At 63.4% G+C, this 24001-nt stretch carries 24 protein-coding genes and 1 tRNA gene; 16 read left to right on the top strand and 9 right to left on the bottom strand.

From position 1 onward, the window contains the following. Window position 1 precedes the first annotated feature (1 nt). From sufD to ABD283_RS07835, 4 genes are all read left to right on the top strand, one after another. On the top strand, window positions 2-1306 hold the full coding sequence (sufD, locus tag ABD283_RS07850; protein ID WP_344224418.1) for a Fe-S cluster assembly protein SufD: 1305 nt from the start codon (window positions 2-4) through the stop codon (window positions 1304-1306). A 45-nt stretch (window positions 1307-1351) separates the two neighbouring features. Beyond that, on the top strand, window positions 1352-2113 hold the full coding sequence (sufC, locus tag ABD283_RS07845; protein ID WP_344224417.1) for a Fe-S cluster assembly ATPase SufC: 762 nt from the start codon (window positions 1352-1354) through the stop codon (window positions 2111-2113). Window positions 2114-2149: 36 nt separating this feature from the next. Beyond that, window positions 2150-2512 carry a metal-sulfur cluster assembly factor gene (locus tag ABD283_RS07840; RefSeq protein WP_344224416.1) on the top strand — a complete coding sequence of 121 codons (363 nt, stop codon included), beginning with the start codon at window positions 2150-2152 and terminating at the stop codon, window positions 2510-2512. Window positions 2513-2679: 167 nt separating this feature from the next. Further along, window positions 2680-3927, top strand: coding sequence for an alpha-hydroxy acid oxidase (locus tag ABD283_RS07835; RefSeq protein WP_344224527.1), 1248 nt, complete (start codon window positions 2680-2682; stop codon window positions 3925-3927). A 279-nt stretch (window positions 3928-4206) separates the two neighbouring features. Here ABD283_RS07835 and ypfJ read toward each other — a convergent pair whose 3' ends face one another. The 4 genes from ypfJ to ABD283_RS07815 form a co-directional block, all read right to left on the bottom strand. After that, on the bottom strand, window positions 4207-5136 hold the full coding sequence (gene ypfJ, locus ABD283_RS07830) for a KPN_02809 family neutral zinc metallopeptidase (RefSeq protein ID WP_344224415.1): 930 nt from the start codon (window positions 5134-5136) through the stop codon (window positions 4207-4209). Window positions 5137-5354: 218 nt separating this feature from the next. Beyond that, window positions 5355-5975: an energy-coupling factor transporter transmembrane component T family protein gene (locus ABD283_RS07825; RefSeq protein WP_344224414.1), complete on the bottom strand. Its 621-nt coding sequence runs from the start codon at window positions 5973-5975 to the stop codon at window positions 5355-5357. Further along, the gene (locus tag ABD283_RS07820; RefSeq protein WP_344224412.1) at window positions 5972-6745 is read right to left on the bottom strand and encodes an energy-coupling factor ABC transporter ATP-binding protein; all 774 of its coding nucleotides are present in this window, start codon (window positions 6743-6745) and stop codon (window positions 5972-5974) included. The genes ABD283_RS07825 and ABD283_RS07820 overlap by 4 nt, the downstream gene beginning before the upstream one ends. 3 nt (window positions 6746-6748) lie before the next feature. Further along, window positions 6749-7381 (bottom strand): biotin transporter BioY, encoded by a 633-nt coding sequence (locus ABD283_RS07815; protein ID WP_344224411.1) that lies wholly within the window; start codon window positions 7379-7381, stop codon window positions 6749-6751. Between the two features lie 112 nt (window positions 7382-7493). On the opposite strand from ABD283_RS07815, the gene ABD283_RS07810 reads away from it, so the two are divergent. After that, entirely contained in the window at window positions 7494-9092 is a 1599-nt protein-coding gene (locus ABD283_RS07810) for an ABC-F family ATP-binding cassette domain-containing protein (protein ID WP_344224410.1), read from the top strand. A 114-nt stretch (window positions 9093-9206) separates the two neighbouring features. Here ABD283_RS07810 and ABD283_RS07805 read toward each other — a convergent pair whose 3' ends face one another. The 3 genes from ABD283_RS07805 to ABD283_RS07795 are packed head-to-tail and all read right to left on the bottom strand — an operon-like array spanning window position 9207 to window position 10937. After that, entirely contained in the window at window positions 9207-10181 is a 975-nt protein-coding gene (locus ABD283_RS07805; protein ID WP_344224409.1) for an SURF1 family cytochrome oxidase biogenesis protein, read from the bottom strand. After that, complete coding sequence (locus tag ABD283_RS07800) at window positions 10181-10462, bottom strand: hypothetical protein (protein ID WP_202976165.1); 282 nt, start codon at window positions 10460-10462, stop codon at window positions 10181-10183. The genes ABD283_RS07805 and ABD283_RS07800 overlap by 1 nt, the downstream gene beginning before the upstream one ends. A 55-nt stretch (window positions 10463-10517) precedes the next feature. Continuing rightward, on the bottom strand, window positions 10518-10937 hold the full coding sequence (locus ABD283_RS07795; protein ID WP_016998127.1) for a DUF3099 domain-containing protein: 420 nt from the start codon (window positions 10935-10937) through the stop codon (window positions 10518-10520). 229 nt (window positions 10938-11166) lie between these two features. On the opposite strand from ABD283_RS07795, the gene ABD283_RS07790 reads away from it, so the two are divergent. The 4 genes from ABD283_RS07790 to ABD283_RS07775 all read left to right on the top strand — a co-directional run bounded on the left by ABD283_RS07790 (window position 11167) and on the right by ABD283_RS07775 (window position 14220). Next, window positions 11167-11898 carry a beta-ketoacyl-ACP reductase gene (locus tag ABD283_RS07790; protein ID WP_344224407.1) on the top strand — a complete coding sequence of 244 codons (732 nt, stop codon included), beginning with the start codon at window positions 11167-11169 and terminating at the stop codon, window positions 11896-11898. 46 nt (window positions 11899-11944) lie between these two features. Beyond that, complete coding sequence (locus tag ABD283_RS07785) at window positions 11945-12700, top strand: SDR family oxidoreductase (protein ID WP_095797891.1); 756 nt, start codon at window positions 11945-11947, stop codon at window positions 12698-12700. Between the two features lie 170 nt (window positions 12701-12870). After that, a tRNA-Leu gene (locus ABD283_RS07780) sits at window positions 12871-12956 on the top strand. A gap of 175 nt (window positions 12957-13131) precedes the next feature. Further along, complete coding sequence (locus ABD283_RS07775) at window positions 13132-14220, top strand: hypothetical protein (RefSeq protein ID WP_344224406.1); 1089 nt, start codon at window positions 13132-13134, stop codon at window positions 14218-14220. A gap of 109 nt (window positions 14221-14329) precedes the next feature. Here ABD283_RS07775 and ABD283_RS07770 read toward each other — a convergent pair whose 3' ends face one another. Then, on the bottom strand, window positions 14330-14839 hold the full coding sequence (locus ABD283_RS07770) for a hypothetical protein (RefSeq protein ID WP_344224405.1): 510 nt from the start codon (window positions 14837-14839) through the stop codon (window positions 14330-14332). Between the two features lie 274 nt (window positions 14840-15113). On the opposite strand from ABD283_RS07770, the gene ABD283_RS07765 reads away from it, so the two are divergent. The 7 genes from ABD283_RS07765 to ABD283_RS07735 all read left to right on the top strand — a co-directional run bounded on the left by ABD283_RS07765 (window position 15114) and on the right by ABD283_RS07735 (window position 21592). Then, complete coding sequence (locus tag ABD283_RS07765; protein WP_344224404.1) at window positions 15114-17321, top strand: MMPL family transporter; 2208 nt, start codon at window positions 15114-15116, stop codon at window positions 17319-17321. A gap of 38 nt (window positions 17322-17359) precedes the next feature. Then, window positions 17360-18289, top strand: a complete 930-nt coding sequence (gene serB / locus ABD283_RS07760) for a phosphoserine phosphatase SerB (RefSeq protein ID WP_344224403.1) — start codon at window positions 17360-17362, stop codon at window positions 18287-18289. 68 nt (window positions 18290-18357) lie between these two features. Beyond that, window positions 18358-19140 (top strand): ABC transporter ATP-binding protein, encoded by a 783-nt coding sequence (locus tag ABD283_RS07755; RefSeq protein ID WP_344224402.1) that lies wholly within the window; start codon window positions 18358-18360, stop codon window positions 19138-19140. A gap of 45 nt (window positions 19141-19185) precedes the next feature. Then, complete coding sequence (locus ABD283_RS07750) at window positions 19186-20046, top strand: sulfite exporter TauE/SafE family protein (protein ID WP_344224526.1); 861 nt, start codon at window positions 19186-19188, stop codon at window positions 20044-20046. A gap of 10 nt (window positions 20047-20056) precedes the next feature. Beyond that, window positions 20057-20881, top strand: a complete 825-nt coding sequence (locus tag ABD283_RS07745; protein WP_344224401.1) for a TrmH family RNA methyltransferase — start codon at window positions 20057-20059, stop codon at window positions 20879-20881. A 76-nt stretch (window positions 20882-20957) separates the two neighbouring features. Beyond that, complete coding sequence (locus ABD283_RS07740; protein WP_344224400.1) at window positions 20958-21182, top strand: type II toxin-antitoxin system VapB family antitoxin; 225 nt, start codon at window positions 20958-20960, stop codon at window positions 21180-21182. After that, window positions 21179-21592 carry a PIN domain-containing protein gene (locus ABD283_RS07735; RefSeq protein ID WP_016998114.1) on the top strand — a complete coding sequence of 138 codons (414 nt, stop codon included), beginning with the start codon at window positions 21179-21181 and terminating at the stop codon, window positions 21590-21592. The genes ABD283_RS07740 and ABD283_RS07735 overlap by 4 nt, the downstream gene beginning before the upstream one ends. 412 nt (window positions 21593-22004) lie before the next feature. Here the strand turns inward: ABD283_RS07735 and ABD283_RS07730 are convergent, their stop codons facing one another. Beyond that, window positions 22005-23963 carry a S8 family serine peptidase gene (locus ABD283_RS07730; protein WP_344224399.1) on the bottom strand — a complete coding sequence of 653 codons (1959 nt, stop codon included), beginning with the start codon at window positions 23961-23963 and terminating at the stop codon, window positions 22005-22007. Between the last annotated feature and the right edge of the window lie 38 nt (window positions 23964-24001).

Raw genomic sequence — 24001 nt, 5'->3', positions numbered from 1 at the left:
TATGTCCACAACCGACCAGACCGTACGACACGGTAAAGAAACCGCCGACAAGGTGGACGGTGTCCCCACGGGTGAGGATCGCGTTGCCATTCCGGGCATGAGCCAGGAAGGTGAGGTTCTCCAGGAGGGCCGTAACCAGGCCGGTGAGCCGGAGATCCGGCACACCCAGCACGGTGACATCTCCGGTGTTCCCGATTCCTCGCGTGCGGGCCGTTTCACTTCCTACAAGGTGGAAGAGTTCCCCAAGCTCACCCCCAAGTTCGAGGACTGGCGGTTCACCCCGCTCAAGCGCCTCAAGGGCTTGGACGAGGCTGAGCTGAACGGTGCCGCACCCGCCGTCGAGGTTGTCTCGGGCGAGGGTCAGGTCACCGTGACCACCGTGGGGCGCGACGACGCTCGCATCGGTAAGGCGGGCATCCCCGAGGATCGTGTCTCCGCCAACGCGTGGAGCGCTTTCAAGGAAGCCACCGTCATTTCCGTTCCGGCCAACGTCGAGGCCGATCAGCCCCTGCTGGTCGACATCAACGGTTCATCCATGGACCCGGCAGCTCAGCACATCGTGATCGAGACCGGAGCCAACTCCAGCGCCCTGGTGGTGTTGCGACACCGCGGCCAGGCCGTGCTGTCCCAGAACGTTGAGTTCCAGGTGGGCGAGGGCTCCAAGCTGACCGTGGTGTCGATCCAGGAATGGGACGACAACTCGGTGCACGCTTCCGCTCAGCTGGCCACCATCCAGCGCGATGGTTCGTTCAAGCACGTGCTGATCTCCCTGGGTGGCGATCTGGTGCGCGTCACGCCGTCGACCCGCTTTGCCGCCCAGGGTGGCAACGTGGAGATGTACGGCTTGACCTTCGTGGACGAGGGCCAGCACCTCGAGTCGCGTTTGTTCGTCGATCACTCGCAGCCGCGTTGCCGCTCCCGCGTGACCTACAAGTCCGCTCTGCAGGGCGAGAACGCGCACGGCGTGTGGGTGGGCGATGTCCTGATCCGCGCCGAGGCCGAGGGCACCGACACCTACGAGCTCAACCGCAACCTGATCCTGAACGACGGACCCCGCATGGACTCCGTTCCCAACCTGGAGATCGAAACCGGCCTGATCGCCGGTGCCGGTCACGCATCCACCACGGGTCAGCTGGACGATGAGCACCTCTACTACCTGATGTCTCGCGGTATCCCGGAGGAAGACGCCCGCCGCCTGGTGGTTCGTGGCTTCCTGTTCGAGATCATCCAGCAGATCGGTGTGGAGTCCATCGAGGAACAGCTGCGCAACAGCGTTGAAGAAGAGCTCGCGCGTCACGAGAACTAACTCGTAGACCGCCCTTACACACTTTTACCCAAGGAGAATCACCACATGTCTGTACTGGAGATCAAGGACCTCCACGCGTCCGTCATCCTGGACGACGAGACCACCAAGCCCATCCTCAAGGGCGTGAATCTCACCATCAATTCCGGTGAAGTGCACGCGATCATGGGCCCCAACGGTTCCGGTAAGTCCACTCTGGCTTCCACCATTGCCGGCCACCCCAAGTTCCAGGTCGATTCCGGCTCGGTGACCTTGGATGGTCAGGACGTTCTGGAAATGTCCGTGGACGAGCGCGCCCGCGCCGGCCTGTTCCTGGCCATGCAGTACCCGGTCGAGATCCCCGGTGTGACCACCTCGAACTTCCTGCGTTCCGCCAAGACCGCGATCGACGGCGAGGCTCCCTCGCTGCGCACCTGGACCAAGGACATGAAGGCTTCCATGGAGAAGCTCAAGATTGATCCGGCCATGATCCAGCGCAACGTCAACGAGGGCTTCTCCGGTGGCGAGAAGAAGCGCCACGAGATCCTTCAGCTGGAACTGCTGCGCCCCAAGATCGCTCTGCTGGACGAGACCGACTCCGGTCTTGACGTGGACGCGCTCAAGGTCGTGTCGGAAGGCGTGAACCGTGCGCTGGAAGAGCAGAACACCGGCATCATGCTGATCACCCACTACACCCGCATCCTGCGCTACATCAAGCCGCAGTTCGTGCACGTCTTCGCGGATGGCCGCATTGTGGACGAGGGTGGCCCCGAGTTGGCTGATCGTCTTGAAGAAGAAGGTTACGACCGCTACATGAGCGTGGCCAAGTAACCTGCCTTTCACCACTTCGCTTGAGGAGGGTTCCAGATGAGCGAAACCACCGAAGAAACATTGTCCGCCGAGGCGCCGGGCCCCAACGGGCAGCCGTCTTTGACCGAGGTCAAGACCGCGTTGGAGAACGTGATTGACCCCGAATTGGGCGTCAACATTGTTGACCTGGGCCTGTTGTACGGCCTGGTCTACCAGGACGACAATTCGTTGCGCCTGGACATGACCCTGACCACGGCAGCGTGCCCGCTGCAGGACGTGATTGAGGAACAGGTTTCTCAGAACCTGGGAACCATCATCGACGAGTGGCACGTGAACTGGGTCTGGATGCCGCCGTGGGGTCCCGAGCGGATCACCGAGGACGGGCGCGATCAGATGCGCGCTTTGGGCTTCAACATCTAGTCCGGTTCTCAGCAGCGCAAGGGCGCGGGGTCATTGACCTCGCGCCCTTTCGCGTGCCCGGGCTTTTGGTTCTTTCAACGACGACGCCGCACGCTTCCTTTCCTGCCTCTCGACCCCGCCGGTGTTAGGTTCGGATTCAAAGACGTGATCTAGGAGAGGACGTGTCCGTGGAACGGCACCTACCCCAATTGTCCGAACTCAAGCCGCTCATGCAGTTCGGTAAGTTCAATCCGGACCGCAGGGCCGCCCGGCTCGCGAAGGCAGCCGATATCGAGGCACTCAGGGCGATTGCGCGGCGTCGTACCCCCAAGCCCGCGTTCGACTACGTGGACGGTGCGGCCGGTCTGGAACTGACCTACAAGCGCAGCCGCGAGGCCTTTGAATCCATGGAGCTGCTGCCCAAGATTCTGCACGGCACCGCGGAAGCGGATTTGTCGACCGAAATCGCCGGATACCGCAGCACTTTGCCGTTCGGAATCGCACCGACCGGGTTCACCCGATTCATGCATAGCGAGGGGGAGATCGGGGGAGTGAGGGCAGCGGCCGAGGCGGGCATTCCGTTCTCACTCTCGACCATGGGCACCCGCTCGATCGAAGAGGTCCGTGACGCCGCTCCGGATGCCGCTCGCTGGTTCCAGCTGTACCTGTGGCGCGACCACGAGGCCTCCCGCGAACTCATTGTTCGGGCGAAGGCCGCCGGGTACACCAACCTGATCGTCACCGTGGACACTCCCGTACCCGGCAATCGCCTGCGCGATGACCGCAACGGCATGAGCATCCCACCCAAACTGACGCCCAAGACCGTGCTGGATGCGTCCTACCGGCCCGAATGGTGGTTCAACTTCCTGACCACGGACTCTCTGAAGTTCGCGTCCCTGGCGGACACGTCCCACATGGTGGCGGAGCTGATCGGCAAGATGTTCGATCCCAGCCTATCGCTGGAGGACCTCGCGTGGATCCGCGAGGAGTGGGAGGGCGAGCTGTTCGTCAAGGGAATTCTCACCGCGGAGGACGCCCGCCGCGCCATGAGCGTGGGAGCCGACGGGCTGATCGTCTCCAATCACGGCGGCCGCCAGCTGGACCGGGCACCCGTAACCCTGACGAGTCTGCCGGAGATCCGCGCCGAAGTGGGTCCGGGGGTGCCGCTGATCCTGGATTCGGGCATCATGTCCGGCACTGACGTGGTGGCGGCTTTGTGCGCCGGTGCGGACTTCGTGTTGATCGGCCGGGCCTACCTCTACGGCCTGATGGCCGGTGGGCAGCAGGGTGTGTCCCGTGTGATCGAGTTGCTGGAGAAGCAGATCCGCACCAACATGCTGCTCATGGGTGCCGGGTCCATCGCGGACCTCGGACCCCACTGCATGCGGGCGCCGTGGCTGAATAACTCTCCGGACGAACGTGCCCTCTTGGACTGACCTCGACTGATCGGCGCGGCAGACGCTGCCGGCTTCAGAAGCTCCACTCTGAAGCACCCGTGGTGGCGTAGTGAGGCGTGAGAGGGGGCCTTCGAGGGGCGAAGTCTCAGGGGAGGCAAACGCAGCTACGAAGCGTGAGGTGAGGAACCTGCACAGAATCGGCGCTGATCTCACATTTGCCTCCCCTGAGACTGCTCCACTGCATTTCCCTCACATGAGACGGTATGAGCGCGGCCCAGCTGGCTGAGATGGGGTCGAATGACCTACGGAGGGAGCGCGCTAGCTCTGCAGCCCCGCCGGGCGGTCCAGATTGCGAGCGCGGAAGGTATCGCACTGCTTGATGTCACCGGTCTGATAGCCCGTCAGGAACCAGGCCTGGCGTTGCGCGGAGGATCCGTGGGTGAAGGACTCGGGGTTGGCGCGGCCCTGAGTGGTTTCCTGGATCCGGTCGTCGCCGATGGCCTCTGCCGCATTGAGGGCGTCGGCGAGCTGTTCCTGAGTGATCGGTTCCAGGCTCACGCTGCCACCGGGCTGGGACGCATGGTGGGCCCACATGCCGGCGTAGCAGTCGGCCTGCAGTTCTACGCGCACGGCACCGGAGTCGGCACCCTGCGGGTCCTGCTGAGCGATACCCAAGTTGCCCTGCAAGTTCTGGATATGGTGGCCAACCTCGTGCGCCATCACGTATTCCTGCGCCAGGGCGTTGGCGCTGGCACCGAAACTCTCACGCATCTGGTCGAAGAATCCCACGTCCAGATACACGGAGGTGTCGGCCGGGCAATAAAACGGGCCCACCGCGGCAGAGGCCTGGCCGCAACCGGACTGCTCCACGCCTTCGTAGAGCATCACGCCGGGGCGTGCATATCGTTCACCCGTGGCCTCGGGGTAGTAGGAGCCCCAGAATTCGTTGAGGGAGTTGACGGTGGCGATCTGACGGCAGTCGTCGTAGCGATCGGCGTCGGCACCGGTCTGGCAGCGTTCGGCCAGCTCACGGTCCTGTTCCTCCACGCTGGTGATCGATCCCTGCTGCTGTTGCTGCTGGCCACCACCGGTCACCATGTCGATGCCGTCCTGCCCGAACAGCAAACCCGCGACGACCAGCAAAATGATGCCGCCCAGGCCACCACCGACCGCCACACCGCGACCTCCGCGTCCGCCGCCGGACCCTACCTGCGACGTATCGAGTCGCGAGTTGTCATTGAAACTCATGAGGGAAGCATAAGTCGCAGTCGTTCGTTTCGGGTCGTGTCGCGTGTTGAGAATTTACGACGTCGCTGGCGATCCTTGTTACGGCGGGTACCGAACGACACGCAGCAGAAAGTCGGGCCTCGTGGCGCTACTCGTCGGTCGAGCTTCTGTCTGGCCAGAGAGCAATCGTGGCGATATCAAATGCCTAGCGCTGACGGGGCCGCCCTACGGCGTCTCGCTCAGTCCAACCCGCGGGCCGCGAGCGCCTCACCGGTCTGGTGTGCATAGTTCACCGTGGCGATGGTCGCGGGGGTGACTAGTCGGACGGGGTTGGCCCGGATGGTGCGGGCGGTGGCGGCATCGCGCAGTTCGCCCAGGCAACCGAACAACCAGGGGACCGAGCGAATCATAAGCGAGACGGCCAGGCCAATGCGCTCGGTGTTGACGCCGAACCACGACAGCGGGGTGCACAGCCACACCAGGCCGTCGATAAGCCGGGGGAGCGGCGTGGTGCTGATGAGCAATCGCGAGAGACTGACGACCGCGAGCAGGGACAACACGATCGAAGCGGCTCGTGCCGGTCCGTTGAAGATCAGGTGGTAGCCGCCCAGCAGAATCACCAGGAACAGCAGCGGCCGCAACGACGCCGCCCAGCGGTGCAGTCCCAGCCCGCTTACCACGGAGGCCAAAGCCGCGAGCGCCAGAACCGTCAGCGAGAACTGCCAGTCGCGAATGAGCATCACGGTAATGCAGAGTCCCAGGATCAGGACGGCCTTCAGAGCCAGGGGACAGCGGTGCAACAGGGATCGCCCGGGGACGAAGGTCCCCAGGAGATCGTCGCGGCGTACCTTGCGGCTCATAGGGACTGCCAATCCGGAAAGCCGTTGGCACACCAATTCTTGTACTGGGGAATCATTTCGGCGGGCGGACCCTGGGCAATGATCTGGCTCTCGTGCACGACGGCCACGTGCTGGGCGGTGGCGGCCAGGTCCAGATCATGGGTGCTGATCAACTGCTGTTGGCCCAGGTTGTCGAGCAGGTCGATGAGTTTGAGCTGATTGCGCAGATCCAAAAGGGTGGTGGGCTCGTCCAGGATGAGCACTTGTGGCTCGGCGGCCAGCACTGCGGACAGTGCCACGAGTTGCCGTTCACCACCGGAGAGATCGAACACGCTGTGGTGGGCACGGTGCTCCAGCCCCATCCGGACTAACCATTCACGCGCCTTCTCGGTGCGTTCCCGCCGATCGGGCACTCGGCGGCGCAGGGACAGTTCGATGTCCTCGATCGGGGTGGGCATGAGGATCTGCGATGCGGGGTCCGTGAATACGAAACCCACTGCCGCGCGAGCTTCCCGGGGGAACGCCACCGGGTCGATGCTGTTGACCCGAACCACCCCGGATTGCGGCACCACCAGTGCGTTGAACAACCGCAGCAGCGTGGACTTACCGGAGCCGTTGAGCCCGATCACCGCGGTGCGCGGCTCCCTGAACTCACAACTGACACGGTCCAGCACCGTGAAGGGGCCCGTGGGGGAGTCCACGGTAAGGGTCACGTTGGCGCAGTAGAGCGACCCCGGGGACGCTTCGGGCACCAAAGGGTCGTAGCGAGAAGATCCGGACTGACGAGCCATGTATTAGAGAACAGCTCCGGCCATGCGCGGGAAGGCACGGTGCACGGCCACGGCGATCAGCGCAGCAGCCGCGGCCTTGATCAGATCACCGGGGATGAACGCCAGATCCGTAATCACCGCAGCGTTGAGGCTCAGTCCGCCCACCAGCATCATGCCGATGACACCCAGCACGTGGGACAAGATCAGGCCTGCCACGCCAGCCAGGAACAATTTGATGCCCAGCCCACGGCGTTTGTCGGGCGTGGCGGAGGTGGAGCCGGAGCGGCGTCGTACGCGTTCCTCCCGCACGGAACGGTGGGCCAAGAACCCGACCAGGGCAGCGGCGAAGGGGAAGGAGAGCAGGTACCCGACCGACGGGCCGGCCAGCACACCGGGCCCGCCCACGAAACCGGCGAAGATTGGAACGCCCAGCAGACCAACCACCACGTACAGCACGATGGCCAGGAAAGCGCGCCAGCCACCCAGGATCATGCCGGTCAGGAACACGGCGAGGGTCTGCAACGTGATGGGTACCCCGAGAGCGCCCACGGGGATGGCCGGGGCCAACGCCAGAACACTGGTCAGCGCGGCGAAAACTGCGATGTTAGCCAGGTCGAAGGAGTTGATTTTCCGGGGGGTACCTGTGGTTTTGCTCATGTTCACGGAGTCTAGTTCAGCCTGCGGGCTACCGCCGCTAGACTGGGTCGGTGCCCCGCAGGTTCGGGGCATCTCGTTTGCCCCCTCTTGTCTTTGGAAAGGCCACTCCCTCTTGATCACCGTTACAAACCTCGAATTGCGCGCCGGGGCTCGCTTGCTCATGGACGAAGTGAATTTCCGGGTGGATCGCGGGGACAAGGTCGGCCTGGTGGGCCGTAACGGAGCGGGCAAGACCACCATGACCAAGGTCCTCGCGGGCCAGGCCCTACCGGCCGCCGGTGATGTGAGCCGTTCGGGCACCATCGGCTACCTGCCCCAGGACCCCAAGGTCGATGACATGGACCAGCTGGCCCGTGATCGTATTTTTTCCGCTCGAAACCTGGCCGGCGTGGTGTCCAAATTGCGTCAGACCGAGCAGGACATGGCCTCCGAGGACGACGCCGTGCGCTCCAAGGCCATGCGCCGTTACGATCGGCTCGAGGCCGAGTTCCTCGCCGGTGGCGGTTACGCTGCCGAGTCTGAGGCGGCCACCATCACGAGCAACTTGAACCTTCCCGAGCGAGTGCTCGGACAACCGCTGCACACGCTGTCCGGTGGTCAGCGCCGTCGTGTGGAGCTGGCGCGCATCCTGTTCTCGGACGCGGACATTATGCTCCTGGACGAGCCCACCAACCACTTGGATCACGACTCCATCGTGTGGCTGCGCGACTTCCTCAAGAACTATCAGGGCGGCGTGCTCATGATTTCCCACGACGTGGAGCTCATGAACATGGTGGTCAACAAGGTGCTGTACCTGGACGCCAACCGCTGCGTGATCGACGTGTACAACATGTCGTGGAAGAATTACCTGCAGCAGCGCGAGCAGGATGAGGCCCGTCGTAAGCGTGAGCGCCAGAACGCGGAGAAGAAGGCCGGGGCCCTCATGGACCAGGCAAATAAGATGCGCGCCAAGGCCACCAAGGCCGTGGCGGCTCAGCAGATGATTCGCCGCGCCGAGCGCCTCATGTCCGGGCTCGAAGGCGAGCGCCAACAGGACAAGGTGGCTGCAATCCGGTTCCCCAAGCCCGCCGACTGCGGCAAGACCCCGCTCACCGCGGAGGGGCTGTCCAAGTCCTACGGTTCGCTGGAAATCTTCACGGACGTGGATCTGGCCATCGACCGCGGTTCCCGCGTGGTGGTCCTCGGTCTCAACGGTGCCGGTAAGACCACGCTGCTGCGCATGCTGGCCGGCCAGGCCGAACCGGACACCGGCGAGGTCATTGCCGGCCACGGCCTCAAGCTGGGTTACTTCGCCCAGGAGCACGACACACTGGACACCAGCCGCACCGTGTTGGAAAACATGAAGACCGCGGCTCCGGAGCTCCAGGACACCCAGGTGCGCACCATTCTGGGTTCGTTCCTGTTCCAGGGCGACGACGTGGACAAGCCCGCCGGGGTGCTCTCCGGTGGCGAGAAGACGCGACTGGCGTTGGCAACTCTGGTGGCGTCGTCGGCGAACGTGCTGCTGCTCGACGAGCCCACTAACAACCTCGACCCGGCCTCGCGCCGCGAGATCCTCAACGCGCTGCACAACTACGAGGGTGCCGTGGTTCTGGTGTCCCACGATGAGGGTGCCGTGGAAGCACTCGAGCCGGAGCGCGTGGTCATGCTGCCGGACGGCATTGAAGACCTGTGGAGCCAGGAGTACCAGGACCTGATCTCGCTGGCCTAGGGCTGCGTTGGAAGCGGGGGACCGGTTCTGGGGATAGCGGCGAGATGGCCCGCTGACCAGGGCATTTTGATCACCGAGGGGTCGAAAGTGGCCAGGGTTCGACCGCGGCCTAGCTCAGCTCCGTCGCTGGGACTCGAGGGCGTCCAACAGGGCGTCCTCTTCGTCTTCGTTGGTCACGGCGTTGTTTCGGCGGTTCTTCTTGGGCCGGTACAGAGACTTGAGGTGGGCGGGCATGTCGTCGGCCATCTGAAGCTCGCGGATGATCAGTTCCTCGTCCACGTCGCCGGTGTAGTTGCCCTCGGCGTCGTAGTACTGCGCCAGCTTGCGTTCGACCTCTGCCGAGTAGGCGCGGTCCCATTCCTCGTTGCGCACGTGCTGGCGGGCTGCGTAACCGAAGGCCACGAAGACCAGGAACGCGAACGCATACCACTGCAGGGAGTAGGAAAGGTGCGGTCCGTAATTGATTTCGGGCTTGGCCGGGGCCGCCGGTCGTTCAGCGGCGGGCGGGTCTTCCGAGGCCAGCAATCCGTAACCGCCCGTGGCTATCGGGTAATCCAGTTGCTCCTCGAGCAGTCCAAGGTCGATGGACGCGATTTGGCCTTCCGGTGCACCGCGGTCCACGGACACTTCACCCGGACGCAAGCGGACCGTGGCCGTCACGTCACCTGAAGGAGGCTGGGGGATCAGACCCGGCATGCCGTTGGCGCCGTCGCCGGTGGGCACCCAACCGCGGTTGATGACCACCGTGCGGCCGTCATCGGCGCGGAAGGGAACGAGCACTTCGTACCCCACGCGACCGTCCTGCGGGCGGTTGCGGACGAGCGTGGTGTCCTGAGGCAGATATTGCCCTTCCAAGGTCACCGGCTGCCAGGTCTGGGTCTCGTCATAGTCCTCGAACAAGGGGAGACCCTCGGCGGGGCTGAGCGGGGGAGCGTCGTAGTTGTTCTCGATCTTGTCGTTTTCCACGACCAAGTAATCGTTGCGGGACATCTGCCACTGAGCGAGGAACGCGCACACGATGGCCGCGACCACGCACATGAGGAACCAGCCGATCCAGGCGCCGGAGAAGAGGAACGAGTACTTGCGCATCAGACCTGGTCCTCCGAGGCTTTGAACGGCTCGGTGGCCTTGAGGAAATCACGCTGGGTCAAAAAATCGCTCAGGTATTCGCGGTGGTCATCGCATGCGAGCCACACTTTACGGCGGTCGGGCGTGTGCACCTTGGGGTTGTTCCAGAGCAGTTGCCATTGGGCGTCGCGGCCACAGCCGCGGCGGGAGCACTGGGGAACTTCGGGATGTTCCGTGGAGTCCTTGGCCGGTTTCGGGGAGCCCCCGTTGGGACTCAGGGAACCCAGCAGATCAAATTCCACGGTGCCATTACTCCTTGGTGTGACTGACGTTCGGTGCTCGGACGGTGGCCGGGGCTTAATTGCGTGATGTGCCCATTCGTTTATACGTGATGGCCTTGGGCGGTTCATGGGTGCGGTATTCGCCGTCCACCACCACGGTCTCCGGGTTCTCGGGCTTCGCCTGGGTCTCGGCGGTGGTCGGTAGTTCGGTGCGCTGGGGCGGGCGGTAGTACGTGCTGGTGCGTTCGGACCGGTCTGCACCGCGGTTGGCCATCATCACGGCGATCCAAGGGAGCACAGCCGCACCGATGCACAGCAGGATGCGCACCCACAGGATGTCGATCACCACCACGCCAATAATGCACACGATGCGCAAACCCTGTTGCAGGGCATACACCTTCATGCGGTGGGACATGTCCTGCGTGTGGGGGCCCGCCGCCGAAGTAATCGAGTGAACTCCGGTGGTGTCTCGCGTATGCGTGTGCGTGCGTGACATGTGAACAGATCCTTGGAAGTCAGTGGCCGGAAATCCCAGACGCAACATGGTGCCACGGGTTCCGGGGAGCGCGCTGGGCGCTTCCGTTAATTGTCTCACCGTTGTACTAACTCCCCAAGTGGCTGGGCCGAGATCTGTGGGTGTCCGGCTAGGATGGCTTGTCAGTTCGTTATTAGATTGTTATCCGGCGTTGCCCATGCCGCGCCGTCCTGTCGATGAAAGGTTCACCATGGCTGATCAGCCCAACACCGAAGGCGCCCGCACCGTTCTGGTCACGGGAGGTAACCGAGGTATCGGTCGCGCCATTGCCGAGGCGTTCGTGGCCGCGGGCGACAACGTGGTGGTCACCTCCCGTTCCGGCGATGATGGGCCCGACGGCGCTTTCACCGTCCAAGCGGACGTCACCGATTCCGCCTCGGTGGACACCGCGTTCAAGCAGATCGAAGAGAAGTACGGCCCCGTGGAGGTGCTGGTGGCCAATGCAGGTGTCACCAAGGACACACTGCTGCTGCGCATGAAGGAAGCAGACTTCCAGGATGTCATCGACACGAACCTCACCGGCGCGTTCCGCGTGGTGCAGCGCGCCACCAAGGGCTTCATGCGCCTGAAGAAGGGCCGCATTGTCCTGATCTCTTCCGTGGTCGGTTTCACCGGTGCGCCGGGCCAGGTCAACTACGCATCCTCCAAGGCCGGAATGGTGGGCATGGCTCGCGCCATCACTCGTGAGCTCGGTGCCCGCGGGGTGACCGCCAACGTGGTGGCCCCCGGTTACATCGACACCGCCATGACCGACGCCCTGAGTGATGAGGTCAAGGCCGAGTATCTGTCCATGATCCCGGCCAGCCGCTTCGGTAAGCCCGAGGAGATCGCCAAGGCCGTTCGTTGGATTGCCTCCGACGACGCCGCCTACATTTCCGGCGCTGTCATCCCTGTGGACGGCGGCTTGGTCATGGGACACTGACTCCCAAGACAGTCTTCAACAGCGCAGCGTGACAAAGGAGAACCGCATGAGCTCAGTGGCAGGCAAAACCGTAGTTATTACGGGTTCCTCGCGAGGGGTGGGCGCAGACACCGCCAAGATTCTGGCAGGGGAGGGCGCGAACGTCGTCGTCAACTATCGCCAGAAGGCCCCCCGCGCCAACAAGGTGGTCAAGGAAATCACCGAGGCCGGCGGCAAAGCCATTGCGGTCCAGGCCGATATGACCGATGTGGAGTCGCTGCGTGGCCTGTTGCAGGCCGGTGTGGACGAGTTCGGCGGCGTGGACATCCTGATCCTCAACGCCTCCGGCGGCATGGAATCCGACATGGGCGAGGATTACGCGCTGCGCCTGAACCGGGACGCTCAAAACGATGCCCTGACCGAGGGACTCAAAGTTCTGCCCGAGGGCGGCCGCGTGGTGTTCGTGACCAGCCACCAGGCGCACTTCATCAACGACGTGGAAACCATGCCCGAGTACGAGGCCGTGGCCAAGTCCAAGCGCGCCGGCGAGGACACACTGACCGCTCGAGTGCCCGAAATGGCCGAGCAGGGTGTGAGCTTCGTGGTCGTCTCCGCGGACATGATCGAAGGCACCGTGACCGCCACGCTGCTCAACCGTGCCCGCCCGGGCGCGCTCGAGCAGCGCCGTGAATCCGCCGGCAAGCTCTACTCGGTCAACGAGTTTGCTCAGGAGATCGCCAAGATGGTCTCCGCAGACGTCGAGACCGGCCACGTGGAACTCGTGGGTGGCGCCGAGGATTTCCTGGCCCAGGCCGGCAAGTAAATTACCTGTGCTGCAGCTGTGCCGCCTGTCCGTGAAAACGGGCGGGCGGCACACTGCTTTCCGGGGGCCTGCGATGTTTTCGAGTCTGGCTCTCATCTGTGGTAAGTTACTTCTCGTTGCCAACGGCCACGTGAGGTCTTTCGAGTCCTCGATTCGTAGTCGTGACACTTGCGCGGGTGGCGGAATAGGCAGACGCGCTAGCTTGAGGTGCTAGTCCTCGTATTAGAGGGTGGGGGTTCAAGTCCCCCCTCGCGCACAGGATGAAAATCCCCGTTCGACTGGGTCGAACGGGGATTTTTCTTGCTCTGGGAGCGCCGGTGTCCCGGGTATTAAGTTACAGCCGAGTCTGAATAGCCAGGTCGCTGAGCATCTCAGCGTCCTTTGACTTGCGGTGGTCGCCCTCACGCTTCTGCGTGTCCCATACTTAACGAGTGCCTCAGAAAACATTGACGGTTGGTCTCATGGCCGACCCAGGCCTCCCTGAAGCAGTTGCTCGGTCAGTTGTCTCACTGGTGAATCGGGATCTGAACCAGCTGACGCAGGCGGATTCCGTTGAGTGGTCGGTGGAAGTCAGCCGGGATACCCTGCCGTTGACCGAGCAGAACGAAATCCACTTGCTCGATCGGGCGCCAGGTCTCAGAGATGCCCACGGTTGGGACTACATGGTCTATCTGACCGACCTTCCGCGTTCCTTGGACAACAACTCACTAGTGTGTGAGGTCGATGTCACCGGCAATGCCACGTTGCTTTCCCTCCCTGCCCTGGGAGCGGTGCACGTGAAATCCAGGGCGCGCAGGGTGCTCACTGAACTGGTCATTGCCATGGCGGAGGAGTCGCCGGGCAAATACACCACGGGCTATCCCCGCGGATTCAGCCGTCGGAACTGGCAGAAGGTTCAGCGAGAAGGGGATGAGGAGAACTACGAAATCATCCTCCGAGGCGCTTTCAGCCGTCCTCGTCTTCTGGCGGGCATGGTTCGAAGTAATCGGCCCATGCGATTGCTGCCGGCCCTGTCCAGTTCGGTCGCGACCGCCGTGGCCACCGGTGGCTTCGGCATTTTCTACGCGTCCATCTGGAACATGTCGGATGCGCTCACCACCCCTCGAATGGCAGCGATCAGCGTGTTCGTGGTGGCCGCCTTCGCCACCTGGCTCATCGTTCACAACGGGCTATGGGTCTCTTCAGAGTCGGCGGGTGGCCGAATACGCAGCGGCTTGGACAACGCGGCAACAGTCCTCACCGTGGGAATCGGCGTTGCCTCCATGTACCTGGTTTTGTGGGCCATCCTGTTTGCCGTGACCTTGGCAGTGGTCGATGCGGAGTACTTGGCAGGCGACATCGGCCACCCGGTGAACCTCTTGGACTATCTGGATATAGCCTGGCTCGCCTCCGCACTGGGCATGATGGGCGGAGCCATGGGGTCCAATTTCGACAAAGAAAGCGACATCCGCGAAGCCACCTACACCCGTCGCGAATATACGCGCCGGAAAATGGCCGAGCGCGAGGAGAACCAGGATTGAATTCGACTGGTCCCACTGAAGGAGCAGACAGGCGGAATCCGCCAACGGCGGTTCTGCGACATCCGGTCCGCTCTCTAATAGGGAGGGGCCAATTACGGCGGGACTTTGATTAGGAACCCGGCAGGCCCTTAGCACTGCCGGGGTTCCCTCCCCGCTGAGCGTCCATCATGCGGGCGTTGTTCATGCTTTTCAGCCCCGAGGCGATGATCGTGGTCCCGACAATCGGCGCGAAGATCCACGCGGCCGGGTACCAGTGGAACAACATGACCAGCCCGACCGCCCAAAAGAGCAGGCCTGTGAACCAGCTGAACCAGAGACCGGGCTGAGCCTGGGTCACATAATCGAGATGGTCCGGCAGAGGCTCAGGATCCCCGTTCACCAACTGATCAGCGAGTTTCCGGCTGTGGACCGAGTAGATGACGTAGCAGACCGTGCCGGTCAGCAGCCCCACCGCCAGGTTGGACAACCAGTATCCACCGATTGCCACGAGAGCCTGCATGGATGCTTTGAACTGGTCGGCGATCCAGTCATCCAGGAAAACCGAGACGAAAAAGTAGGTCCCGAAGATCAGTATCCAGCGCCAGACCGGTTTGCGGTTCAGCTTGGCACCGTCCCTCATGAAGACCCACCTTTGCTCGTGATGATCGAACAGTAACGAGCGGTTCGTATCCCTGTCCACGCCCTCGACCAGCTAGACCCGCAGGGTACATATACAAGCCTGGCTGAACCGATCAACCGAAAGGTTGATTTCGGCCGTGCAACACGGGTGATCAGCCTGGTGAGCAATTAGACTGCAAGGCGGACGCCGCATACGTGGCGCGTACGCTCACGGTGCCGGGCGCCCGATCTCCCCTGAGCCGGGGTGCCCCGTGGCATCAGATGACAGGTGAATAATGCCCTCCACTGATACCCGGTCCTCACACGCCAAGAAACGCAGCGGTTCAAAGCCCGGTGCCGTTCGATGGATCATTCCCATCGTGTTGGTCCTGGCGTGGCTGGGTGTCATGGGTGTGGGTGGCCCCACTTTCGGCAAGATTTCGGATGTGGTGACCAACTCCCAGGCGGACTTCCTACCGGTGGATGCACAGGCCACCGAGGTCCAGGACCGCATTGGGGATTTCAGTGACTCCGAGGGCATCCCCGCCATCATCGTGGCGGAATCAGAGGACGAGATTTCCCGGGCCCAGATTCGGGATCTGGGGGAGACGACCCAGGGATTGACCGACATTGAGCAGGTCACCCAGGTTTCGCCTCCTATCCCGTCGGAGGACGGCCAAGCCGTAGAAATCATTGCCCTGGTGGACGCGGAATCGGACACGGCCACCGTGGTGGAAGAGATTCGTTCCGAGCTCGGCACTGACAGCGAAGATGGCCTCAACATTGCCGTCTCGGGTCCCGCTGGTCTGGTCGCTGACCTCAGTGGCGCGTTCGCCGGCATCGACGGTCTGCTCCTGATCGTGGCCCTGGTAGCGGTGCTGGTCATCCTGGTTCTCGTCTACCGTTCGCCGATCCTTCCCTTCCTCGTTTTGATCACCTCCATGGCGGCGCTGTGCGGTGCGATCCTCACCGTGTACTGGCTGGCCAAGGAAGAAATCATCACTCTGAGCGGTCAGACGCAGGGCATCCTGTCCATCATTGTGATCGGTGCGGCCACCGACTACGGCCTGCTCTACACCGCACGGTTCCGCGAAGCACTCCACCAGACCGAGTCCCGTTGGCACGCCACGCGTGTGGCGTGGAAGGGCACGTTCCCTGCGGTCATGGCCTCCGGTACCACGGTGATCGCGGGTCTGCTGTGCCTTCTGCTGTCCGCTCTTGAGTCCAACCGGTCGCTCGGTCCGGTCACCGCCATTGGTGTCGTTTTTGCCATTCTCGCGGGCCTGACCCTCTTGCCCGCCCTGCTGGCGATCTTCGGCCGCGTGGCCATGTGGCCCCGCATCCCCAAGGTAGAAACCGTCCCCGAGGCGCACCAACAGGCCGATGACCTCGAGCACAAGAAGGGCCTGTGGCCCGCCGTCGCCCGCTTGGTAGATCGCAAGTCCCGCACCGTGTGGATCATCTGCGCCATCGGCTTGGGCATCGCCGCGGTCGGTGCGTCGCAGCTGGACGCCGGCGGCGTCCCCGAGTCCGAATTCGTGTTAGGCGAGTCCGAGGCTCGCGATGGCTTGGCCATCATTGATCGCCACTTCCCGGGCGGTTCCGGCGACCCCACGTACGTGCTCGCCTCTGAGGAGCACGGCGAGGCCATCGCGGAGAAGCTCGACGGGGACGACGACGTCGCCTCCGTCGCGTTCAACGCCAAGGACACCCCGAGCGGCACATTGCCTTACCCCGCGCCCCCGGCCGGCCCGCTGGCCAACGCCGAGCCGACCGTGGACAACGGCCAGGTGCTGATTCAGGCCACCCTGACCTACAACACCGACTCCGGTGAGGCCCAGGACGCCGTGGAACGGTTGCGTGGTGAGCTGGTTGAGATCGATTCGGACGTGCTGATCGGCGGCACCACGGCGGTCCAGCTGGACACCATTTCCGCAGCCGAACGCGACCGGGCCGTGATCATCCCCATCATCCTGGTGGTCATCCTGATCATCCTGATCGTATTGCTGCGTAGCGTCCTGATGCCCGTGCTGCTGGTGGTGACCACCGTGCTGTCGTTCCTGTCCGCGCTAGGTGTTGCCTGGGCCGTGTTCGAGATCTTCGACATCAACCAGGCAGATCCCACGGTCCCGCTGTTCAGCTTCGTGTTCCTGGTGGCCCTGGGTATCGACTACAACATCTTCTTGATGAGCCGAGTACGAGAAGAAGTGGTGCAGATCGGTCACCGTAAGGGTGTGCTGGTGGGATTGGTGACCACCGGCGGCGTGATTACCGCCGCGGGTGTGGTGCTCGCGGCAACGTTCGCCGCGTTGGCCGTGCTTCCCATCCTGTTCCTGGTGCAATTGGCCATCATTGTGGCGATCGGCGTTTTGATGGACACGATCATCGTGCGTTCGCTGTTGGTTCCCGCTCTGGCCTTGGACATTGGTCCCAAGTCCTGGTGGCCCTCCGGTGCCGGATCGCCCGGCAAGCATCGTAAAGTCGAATCTTCTACGGCCGGGTAATTTTCTGCCCCTACGCCACGATGACTAGACTTCACTTCATGCCCCAGAAGCTCGTAGTAGTTGCGTATGCCGTGTCTCCCGAGGAGGGGGCCACCGAAGCGGTGCTGGACCTGATCCAACGTTCCGGCGGTGAGGTGGATTCGCACAACTGGGTGCGCGTCACCGAGTCCGCTTCGGACGGTCAAGCCACGGACGTGGAAGGTTACAACGCCCTCACCGTCCATGCCGACGCTCCATCCGTCGACCACCTGCGAAATGCGCTTCAACCAAACCGGCGGGAACAGCTGCTGCCGGGTGTGGATCTCAACGTGATCGATGCGCGCTGGTTCGACAACTCGCGCCGCAAGCTTCTGGTCACGGATGTGGATTCCACGCTGATCCGCCAGGAAGTCATTGAGATGCTGGCCGCGCACGTGGGCCTTGAGGCTGAGGTTGCAGCGGTTACCGAGCGTGCGATGCGCGGTGAGATCGACTTCGAGCAGTCACTGCGTGAGCGTGTGGCGGTTCTCAAGGGTCTGCCGGCGTCGGTTATCGATGAGGTTTCGTCGTCCGTGCGGTTGTCTCCCGGTGCCACGGTCCTGGTCAAGACCCTGCTCGGCTCCGGCCACGCGGTGGCTGCGGTATCCGGCGGGTTCAACCAGATTCTGGACCCCCTCGCCGAGAAGTTGGACCTGACGCGAGCCGCGGCCAACACCCTGGACATCGAGGACGGTAAGCTGACCGGTCGCGTGACCGGCGGCGTCGTCGACCGCGAAGCCAAGGCTCGTCTGCTGAGCCAGTGGGCGGAGGAACTCGACGTTGCCCCGGAGGACGTCATTGCCGTGGGCGACGGCGCCAACGACATCGACATGTGCCGGGCCGCTGGTCTCTCGGTGGCCTACCGCGCGAAACCGGCCCTGCGCGACGTCGCCGATACGCAACTGAGCATCCCCAACCTGGATGCCCTGCGCTTCTTCGTGGATCTGTAACCGGTTGTGCTCGTGTCACCGGTGTGCCCGCATGCCCGTGACCGCCCGCTCACGTTAGAGTTGCGATCATGAGTGCTGTGCTGGAATTGGTGGACGTCAGTGTTGTCCGCGGCGAGAAAACCCTGTTGGATTCGGTGAACTGGACCGTTCAGGACGGGGAGCGTTGGGTCATTCTGGGTCCCAACGGTGCCGGTAAATCCACGTTGTTGTCGATTGCCGCTGCGCGCCTGCACCCGACCACCGGCATGGTCGACATTCTTGAAGAAATCCTGGGCGCGGTGGACGTGTTCGAGTTGCGCCCCCGTATCGGCGTCAGCTCCGCGACCCTGGCCACTCAGATCCCGCACGCGGAGACCGTTCGCGACGTAATCGTGACCGCCGCGTACGGCGTGACCGGTCGCTGGCGCGAAGAGTACGACGAGTCCGACGACGCTCGCGCCGTCGAATTGCTCGACGCCTGGGGCCTCGGCGACCTCGCCGAGCGACGCTTCGGAACCCTGTCCGAGGGCGAGCGCAAGAGAGTGTTGATCGCCCGCGCGCTCATGACCGACCCCGAACTGTTGCTCCTCGATGAGCCGGCCGCCGGTCTGGACGTGGGCGGCCGCGAGAAGCTGGTCGCACGCCTGGACGAGCTCGCGAAGGATCCGTCCTCGCCGGCCATCGTGATGGTCACCCACCACCTCGAAGAGGTCCCGGACGCCTTCACCCACGCCATGCTGTTGCGCGAGGGCAAGATCGTGGCGGCCGGTCCGGTCGGTCAGGTCATGACCCAGAAGAACCTCTCCGAGACGTTCAACCTTCCGCTGAAGCTCGTGAAGGTCGGCAACCGTTACGCCGCGTTCGCCCGGTAATCGAGACTCACGTTGTTGAACCTTCCCCTGTCCGCGGCTGCGCCCATGCAGCTGTTCGGCGAATCCGGAACCATTCCGTTCGAGTGGTGGCAAGTCGCCCTGATTCTGGTGGCCGGACTGTGGGCCGGTCTGATCAACACGATTGTGGGCTCCGGAACGCTGGTGACCTTCCCGGTTCTGGTGACCATGGGAGTGCCACCCGTGACGGCGTCCATGTCCAACGCGATGGGTCTGATTGCCGGCAACTTGACGGGCGCGTGGAGTTATCGCAGTGAACTCGGGGGAGTGAAGCACACTCTCAAGAAGCTGATTCCCTGCTCACTGTTGGGTGGCGTGATCGGTGCCGCGTTGCTGCTGACCCTGCCCGAGGAAGTCTTCGGGGTGGCAGCACCCATTCTCATTGTGGTGGCGCTGCTGTTCGTGATCTTCCAGCCACGCCTGCAAGCTTTGGTGCGGCGTCGGAAGGCACAGCAAGAGACGGCCGCCGCCGCGGATACCGACATGGAGACCAGCGGCGGGGACGTGGACCCGGACCGCTCCAAGCAGCCGCTCCCGCTGTACTTCCTGGTGTTCTTCGCCGGCATTTACGGTGGCTACTTCGTGGCGGCGCAGGGCGTGTTGCTCATGGGGGTCCTGGGCGTGTTCCTGCTCGCCTCCATGCAGGCGGCCAACGCTGTGAAGAACGTGCTCGTGGCCGCGGTGAACATTGTGGCCGCGCTGTCCTACATCCTCTTGGCGTTCGACCGCATCAACTGGTGGGTGGTGCTGTTCATCGCGCTGAGTTCCACACTCGGTTCCTGGTTGGGCGCCAAGATCGGCAAGCGCATGTCGCCCATCGTGCTGCGCACCGTGATCGTGATCCTGGGTGTCGTGGCCCTCATCAACATGGTCTCCCAGCTGTTCTAGGAGATCCGCTATGACTGTTTCGTCTTTTGAAGACCGCATTGTCCGTCTCACCGACCCCAAAGATCCGCGCGTGGCCGATTACACGAGCCTCACGGACGTGGCCCTGCGCCGCAAGATCGAGCCTGAGCGCGGGCTTTACCTCGCCGAGTCCTCCAAGGTCCTGCGCCGCGCCCTAGACGCCGGCCACCAGCCTCGCTCGTTCTTCATGGCCGAGAAATGGCTCGACGACATGCCCGACATCCTCAACGCCTACGACGTTCCGGTGTTCGTCGGCTCTGACGACGTGCTCGGGCACATCACCGGCTTCCACTTGCACCGCGGGGCAATCGCGGCCATGCACCGCCCGGCGCCGCTTTCCTTGACCGACGTGCTGGCCTCCGCCCGCCGCGTGGCGATCCTGGAAGACATCGTGGACCACACCAACGTGGGCGCGATCTTCCGTTCCGCAGCGGCCTTGGACGTCGACGCCGTTCTGGTCACCCCACGCTGCGCCGACCCTTTGTATCGCCGGGCCGTCCGGGTGTCGATGGGCACCGTGTTCCAGGTTCCGTGGGTGCGACTCGAACACTGGACCGCGGACCTGCAGGCCGTGAAGGACGCGGGGTTCCTGACGGCGGCACTCGCGCTGTCGGAGGATGCGGTGACCGTTGACGAGCTCGCTGCCGAGAAGCCCGAGAAGCTCGCTCTGATTCTTGGCACGGAGGGTCAGGGACTCGGCGACGCGACCCTTTACCACGCTGATCGCCACGTGATCATCCCCATGAGCCACGGAGTGGATTCCCTCAACGTCGCTGCGGCGAGCGCCGTAGCGTTCTGGGAAACCCGGCCAAGGTAACAGGCCGCACCGTCCTGCCATGTACAACTGATACCCACGGAGCATATAATGAACCATATAATGGAAGGGGTGGACCATGGCAATGACGAGTGTTGACCTTGACCCTGGGCTCATAGAAAGAGCTCGAATTCTCACTGGTGAGCGTTCAAACCGCGCTGTCCTCGATCTAGCTCTCCGCAGGCTGATCGCTTCCAAGCAGAAGGGCGCGATGATTGATGGAATCGCCGAATTGACGGACCTTGAGTCTGGACTTGGCGCTCCAACAGACGAGGTACCAAGCTCAGAATTGCCCAGTTCGTGACCGATTACTTGGTTGATAATTCGGTATGGGCGAGATTGGCGTCCGGTGATCAGCGAATCGCGGCTCGACTCCGTCACATCGAACAGGCACCGTCGGATCTCTTCGTGACCTGTGCGCCCCAGGTTCTGGAGTTTTGCCATAGTGCTCGATCGCCGGAACAGTACACGCTTTATCGACAGCAGATTTCCTTAGGGTTTCCGCTCGAACATGCTCCTGATGAGTCGCTCGTCCTGGATATCCAAGGTGCCCTTTGGAACTCGGGGCTTGTGCGTGCGGCCGGCTCGCTCGACATCCTGATCGCGGGGTATGCGATTGTGAACGGCGCGACTGTACTCGCGGCCGACCACGATTTCGATCACATTGCCAAGGTCAGCGACCTGCACCACGAGTACGTTGCGCCATCGTCCTAGTACCGGAGTAAATCAGTAAATCGTGCCCCGGGAGACCCTCCTTTCGCGCACACGCTGACATCTACGGTAGAGGTACGCAGTTCCAGCGCCTCGCGAACATTTCGGGCAGAGGTACGCAATTCTGGTTCGCCGGGAACATTTGTGGCAGAGGTAGGCAGCTAAACCAGCCGAATCTCGACGTACTTCTTCCCTAAATGTTCACCGTTGCGAAGCTCTGCCTCAGATGTCAGGACGAGGAGGGGCTTGTGAGGAATCGCCCGGGGGAATCCTAAAGATGAGTCACCTTTCAACGCATCGAACCGATGATCCCATAAGTACCCACACGGCACAGGGCCGTTCCCGGGTGGGAACGGCCCTGCGCGTGGGTGGTGATCACGTCGCCGGAATGGCGATGCTCACACCAGATGAAGCGTTACCGAGTGATCCACACTCCGCGCGATGAGGTCCAGTGGGCGGTGACGCCCTTGGAGTACTTCTGGCGGACCTCGTTGCCGGAGCGGTATTCGCCTGTGGTGGGCCAGCCCCAACCGCGTTCGTAGTCCGCGCGCATCCACGCCTGACCGATGCCGCCGTTTTCCTGAACGGCGTGGGCGCCGGTGCGGGAGGTCCAGAGCACCTTGTTGATCTTGTTGCCGTTCACGAATACCTGGTAGGCGCCGCCGGTGGCGCGTCGCTCATCGGTAGAGGGGAAGCCGTAGCCGCGTTCACGACCGTGGGAGAGGAACGCGCGCCCGATTGCAGTGGGGTTCTCCACGATGCGTGCGCCGGTGCGGGTGTGCCAGTAGATAGTGGTCTTGCGGCCGGACTTCACGAACTCCTGGTAACGGCCACCGTTGGCCGCGTTGGCTTCGTTCATGATCGGGTTGCCCCACTTGCCGGCGCCACCGGTGGCGCGCCACTTGGACCCAATAGCGCCCTTGGTGGTGTACGTGGTGGCCACCTGGCCGGTCTGGGAAACGGAGCGAACTGCTGCGGCCGGATTGATTTGCAAGGAGCCCAGCCGACCCGTTGAGGTGGACTTGAGTACCTGCTCGATACGCGCGGGAGTCAGACCGGGGTTGGCCTGCTTCATCAGGGCCACGGTGCCGGCGACCAGCGGTGCGGCCATGGAAGTGCCGTACTGATTGCCGTAGCTGGCCACAGCCTGACCGCGGGCACCGGTGTTCATCGTCGACAGCAGCGGGTCCCGCGCGGTTCCACCCGGGGCCAGGACGTCAACCACAGCACCGATGTTCGAGTACGAGGCCGGGACACCCTTGGGGCCGGCGGCACCCACCACAATGGTGTTGCCGCAGTTGGCGGGCGCGGTGTTGACGGCGTTCACTCCACTATTACCCGCGGCCACCACCACGGGGACCTTGCGGCTCACAGCGGTGTTGATGGCCGCCTGCAGAGTGTTACCGCACTGTCCCGGGTAGTTGAGGGACATGTTGATCACGGTGGAGGGATTGGGGTTGCGGGGTTGACCGGCAACGGTGGCTCCGGAAGCCCAGGTCACGGCGTCGGCGATGTCCGAAACCCACCCGAAGGTGCAGTTACCGAGCACGCGGACGGGCTGGATCTTGGCACCGGGGGCGGCGCCGGCGATGCCCGTGCGGTTGTTGTTGGTGGCCGCTGCAGCGAGGCCGGCCACGTGCGTGCCGTGCCAGGACGAATTGCGGGCGGGGGTTCCCTTGCCACACTGTCCGGCGGTGGACCAGTCGCCCTCGTCGCGAGGATTCGCGTCGCGGCCGTTACCGTCCACGGACAGGGCGGTGGAGGTGATGAAATCGCGTCCCGACACCACCTTGGAGTTCAGATCGGGGTGCGAGGTGATGCCGGTGTCCAGAATGCCGATGGTCTGACCGTTTCCACGCGCGAGATCCCAAGCCGCAGGGAAATCCAGGCCGGTGGCCTTGTTGTTGGCCCACTGGTACGGCATGTACACGTCATTGGGCATCCAGCTGGCTGCTGCCAAGCGGTCCGGTTCGGCGTACTCAACGGCGGGGTTGGCGCGGAGCTCGTCCACCACCTTGTCCTGCTCAGATTCATCGAGCTCGCGGTCCAGGCGCACCACGTCCGCGTCGGCCACGGTGGTCTTGACGTGCTCGGTGACCTCCGGGGTGGTGCCCGGCTCGGCGGCGAGGGCCTCATCCGCTGCGGATTCAACCACCTCGTCCTTGGTGGTCTGATCGGCGGCCGGTTCGCGGAACTTCACGATCACGCGATCGGTTTCCTTGGGCGGCTCATTGGTCGAGGTGGTGGCCGGGGAATCCGGGCCACCCGAGGGAGCTGCGGGCGCTGCGAGCGCGGGCTGAGCGGAGAACGCCAGCGCCGCGGTTACTGCCAGGGGCAGAACAGCGTGGCGCAGGCGCGATGAACGTACCGTCATAGGGCGGGGGGACCTTTCGGCGGCCCGGGCGTGAGTGG

This window comes from Kocuria atrinae (assembly GCF_039531425.1).
GTDB classification, from domain to species: Bacteria; Actinomycetota; Actinomycetes; order Actinomycetales; family Micrococcaceae; genus Kocuria; species Kocuria atrinae.
The sequence above is the reverse complement of the archived record's forward strand: the minus strand, read 5'-3'. Positions and strand labels throughout refer to the sequence as shown.

Excerpts from the sequence above, each read along its gene's own strand:
- sufD (WP_344224418.1), top strand. The coding sequence starts at position 2 with ATGTCCACAACCGACCAGACCGTACGACACGGTAAAGAAACCGCCGAC.
- sufC (WP_344224417.1), top strand. The coding sequence starts at position 1,352 with ATGTCTGTACTGGAGATCAAGGACCTCCACGCGTCCGTCATCCTGGAC.
- ABD283_RS07840 (WP_344224416.1), top strand. The coding sequence starts at position 2,150 with ATGAGCGAAACCACCGAAGAAACATTGTCCGCCGAGGCGCCGGGCCCC.
- ypfJ (WP_344224415.1), bottom strand. The coding sequence starts at position 5,136 with ATGAGTTTCAATGACAACTCGCGACTCGATACGTCGCAGGTAGGGTCC.
- ABD283_RS07825 (WP_344224414.1), bottom strand. The coding sequence starts at position 5,975 with ATGAGCCGCAAGGTACGCCGCGACGATCTCCTGGGGACCTTCGTCCCC.
- ABD283_RS07820 (WP_344224412.1), bottom strand. The coding sequence starts at position 6,745 with ATGGCTCGTCAGTCCGGATCTTCTCGCTACGACCCTTTGGTGCCCGAA.
- ABD283_RS07815 (WP_344224411.1), bottom strand. The coding sequence starts at position 7,381 with ATGAGCAAAACCACAGGTACCCCCCGGAAAATCAACTCCTTCGACCTG.
- ABD283_RS07805 (WP_344224409.1), bottom strand. The coding sequence starts at position 10,181 with ATGCGCAAGTACTCGTTCCTCTTCTCCGGCGCCTGGATCGGCTGGTTC.
- ABD283_RS07795 (WP_016998127.1), bottom strand. The coding sequence starts at position 10,937 with ATGTCACGCACGCACACGCATACGCGAGACACCACCGGAGTTCACTCG.
- ABD283_RS07790 (WP_344224407.1), top strand. The coding sequence starts at position 11,167 with ATGGCTGATCAGCCCAACACCGAAGGCGCCCGCACCGTTCTGGTCACG.
- ABD283_RS07785 (WP_095797891.1), top strand. The coding sequence starts at position 11,945 with ATGAGCTCAGTGGCAGGCAAAACCGTAGTTATTACGGGTTCCTCGCGA.
- ABD283_RS07770 (WP_344224405.1), bottom strand. The coding sequence starts at position 14,839 with ATGAGGGACGGTGCCAAGCTGAACCGCAAACCGGTCTGGCGCTGGATA.
- ABD283_RS07765 (WP_344224404.1), top strand. The coding sequence starts at position 15,114 with ATGCCCTCCACTGATACCCGGTCCTCACACGCCAAGAAACGCAGCGGT.
- serB (WP_344224403.1), top strand. The coding sequence starts at position 17,360 with ATGCCCCAGAAGCTCGTAGTAGTTGCGTATGCCGTGTCTCCCGAGGAG.
- ABD283_RS07755 (WP_344224402.1), top strand. The coding sequence starts at position 18,358 with ATGAGTGCTGTGCTGGAATTGGTGGACGTCAGTGTTGTCCGCGGCGAG.
- ABD283_RS07750 (WP_344224526.1), top strand. The coding sequence starts at position 19,186 with ATGCAGCTGTTCGGCGAATCCGGAACCATTCCGTTCGAGTGGTGGCAA.
- ABD283_RS07745 (WP_344224401.1), top strand. The coding sequence starts at position 20,057 with ATGACTGTTTCGTCTTTTGAAGACCGCATTGTCCGTCTCACCGACCCC.
- ABD283_RS07740 (WP_344224400.1), top strand. The coding sequence starts at position 20,958 with ATGGCAATGACGAGTGTTGACCTTGACCCTGGGCTCATAGAAAGAGCT.
- ABD283_RS07730 (WP_344224399.1), bottom strand. The coding sequence starts at position 23,963 with ATGACGGTACGTTCATCGCGCCTGCGCCACGCTGTTCTGCCCCTGGCA.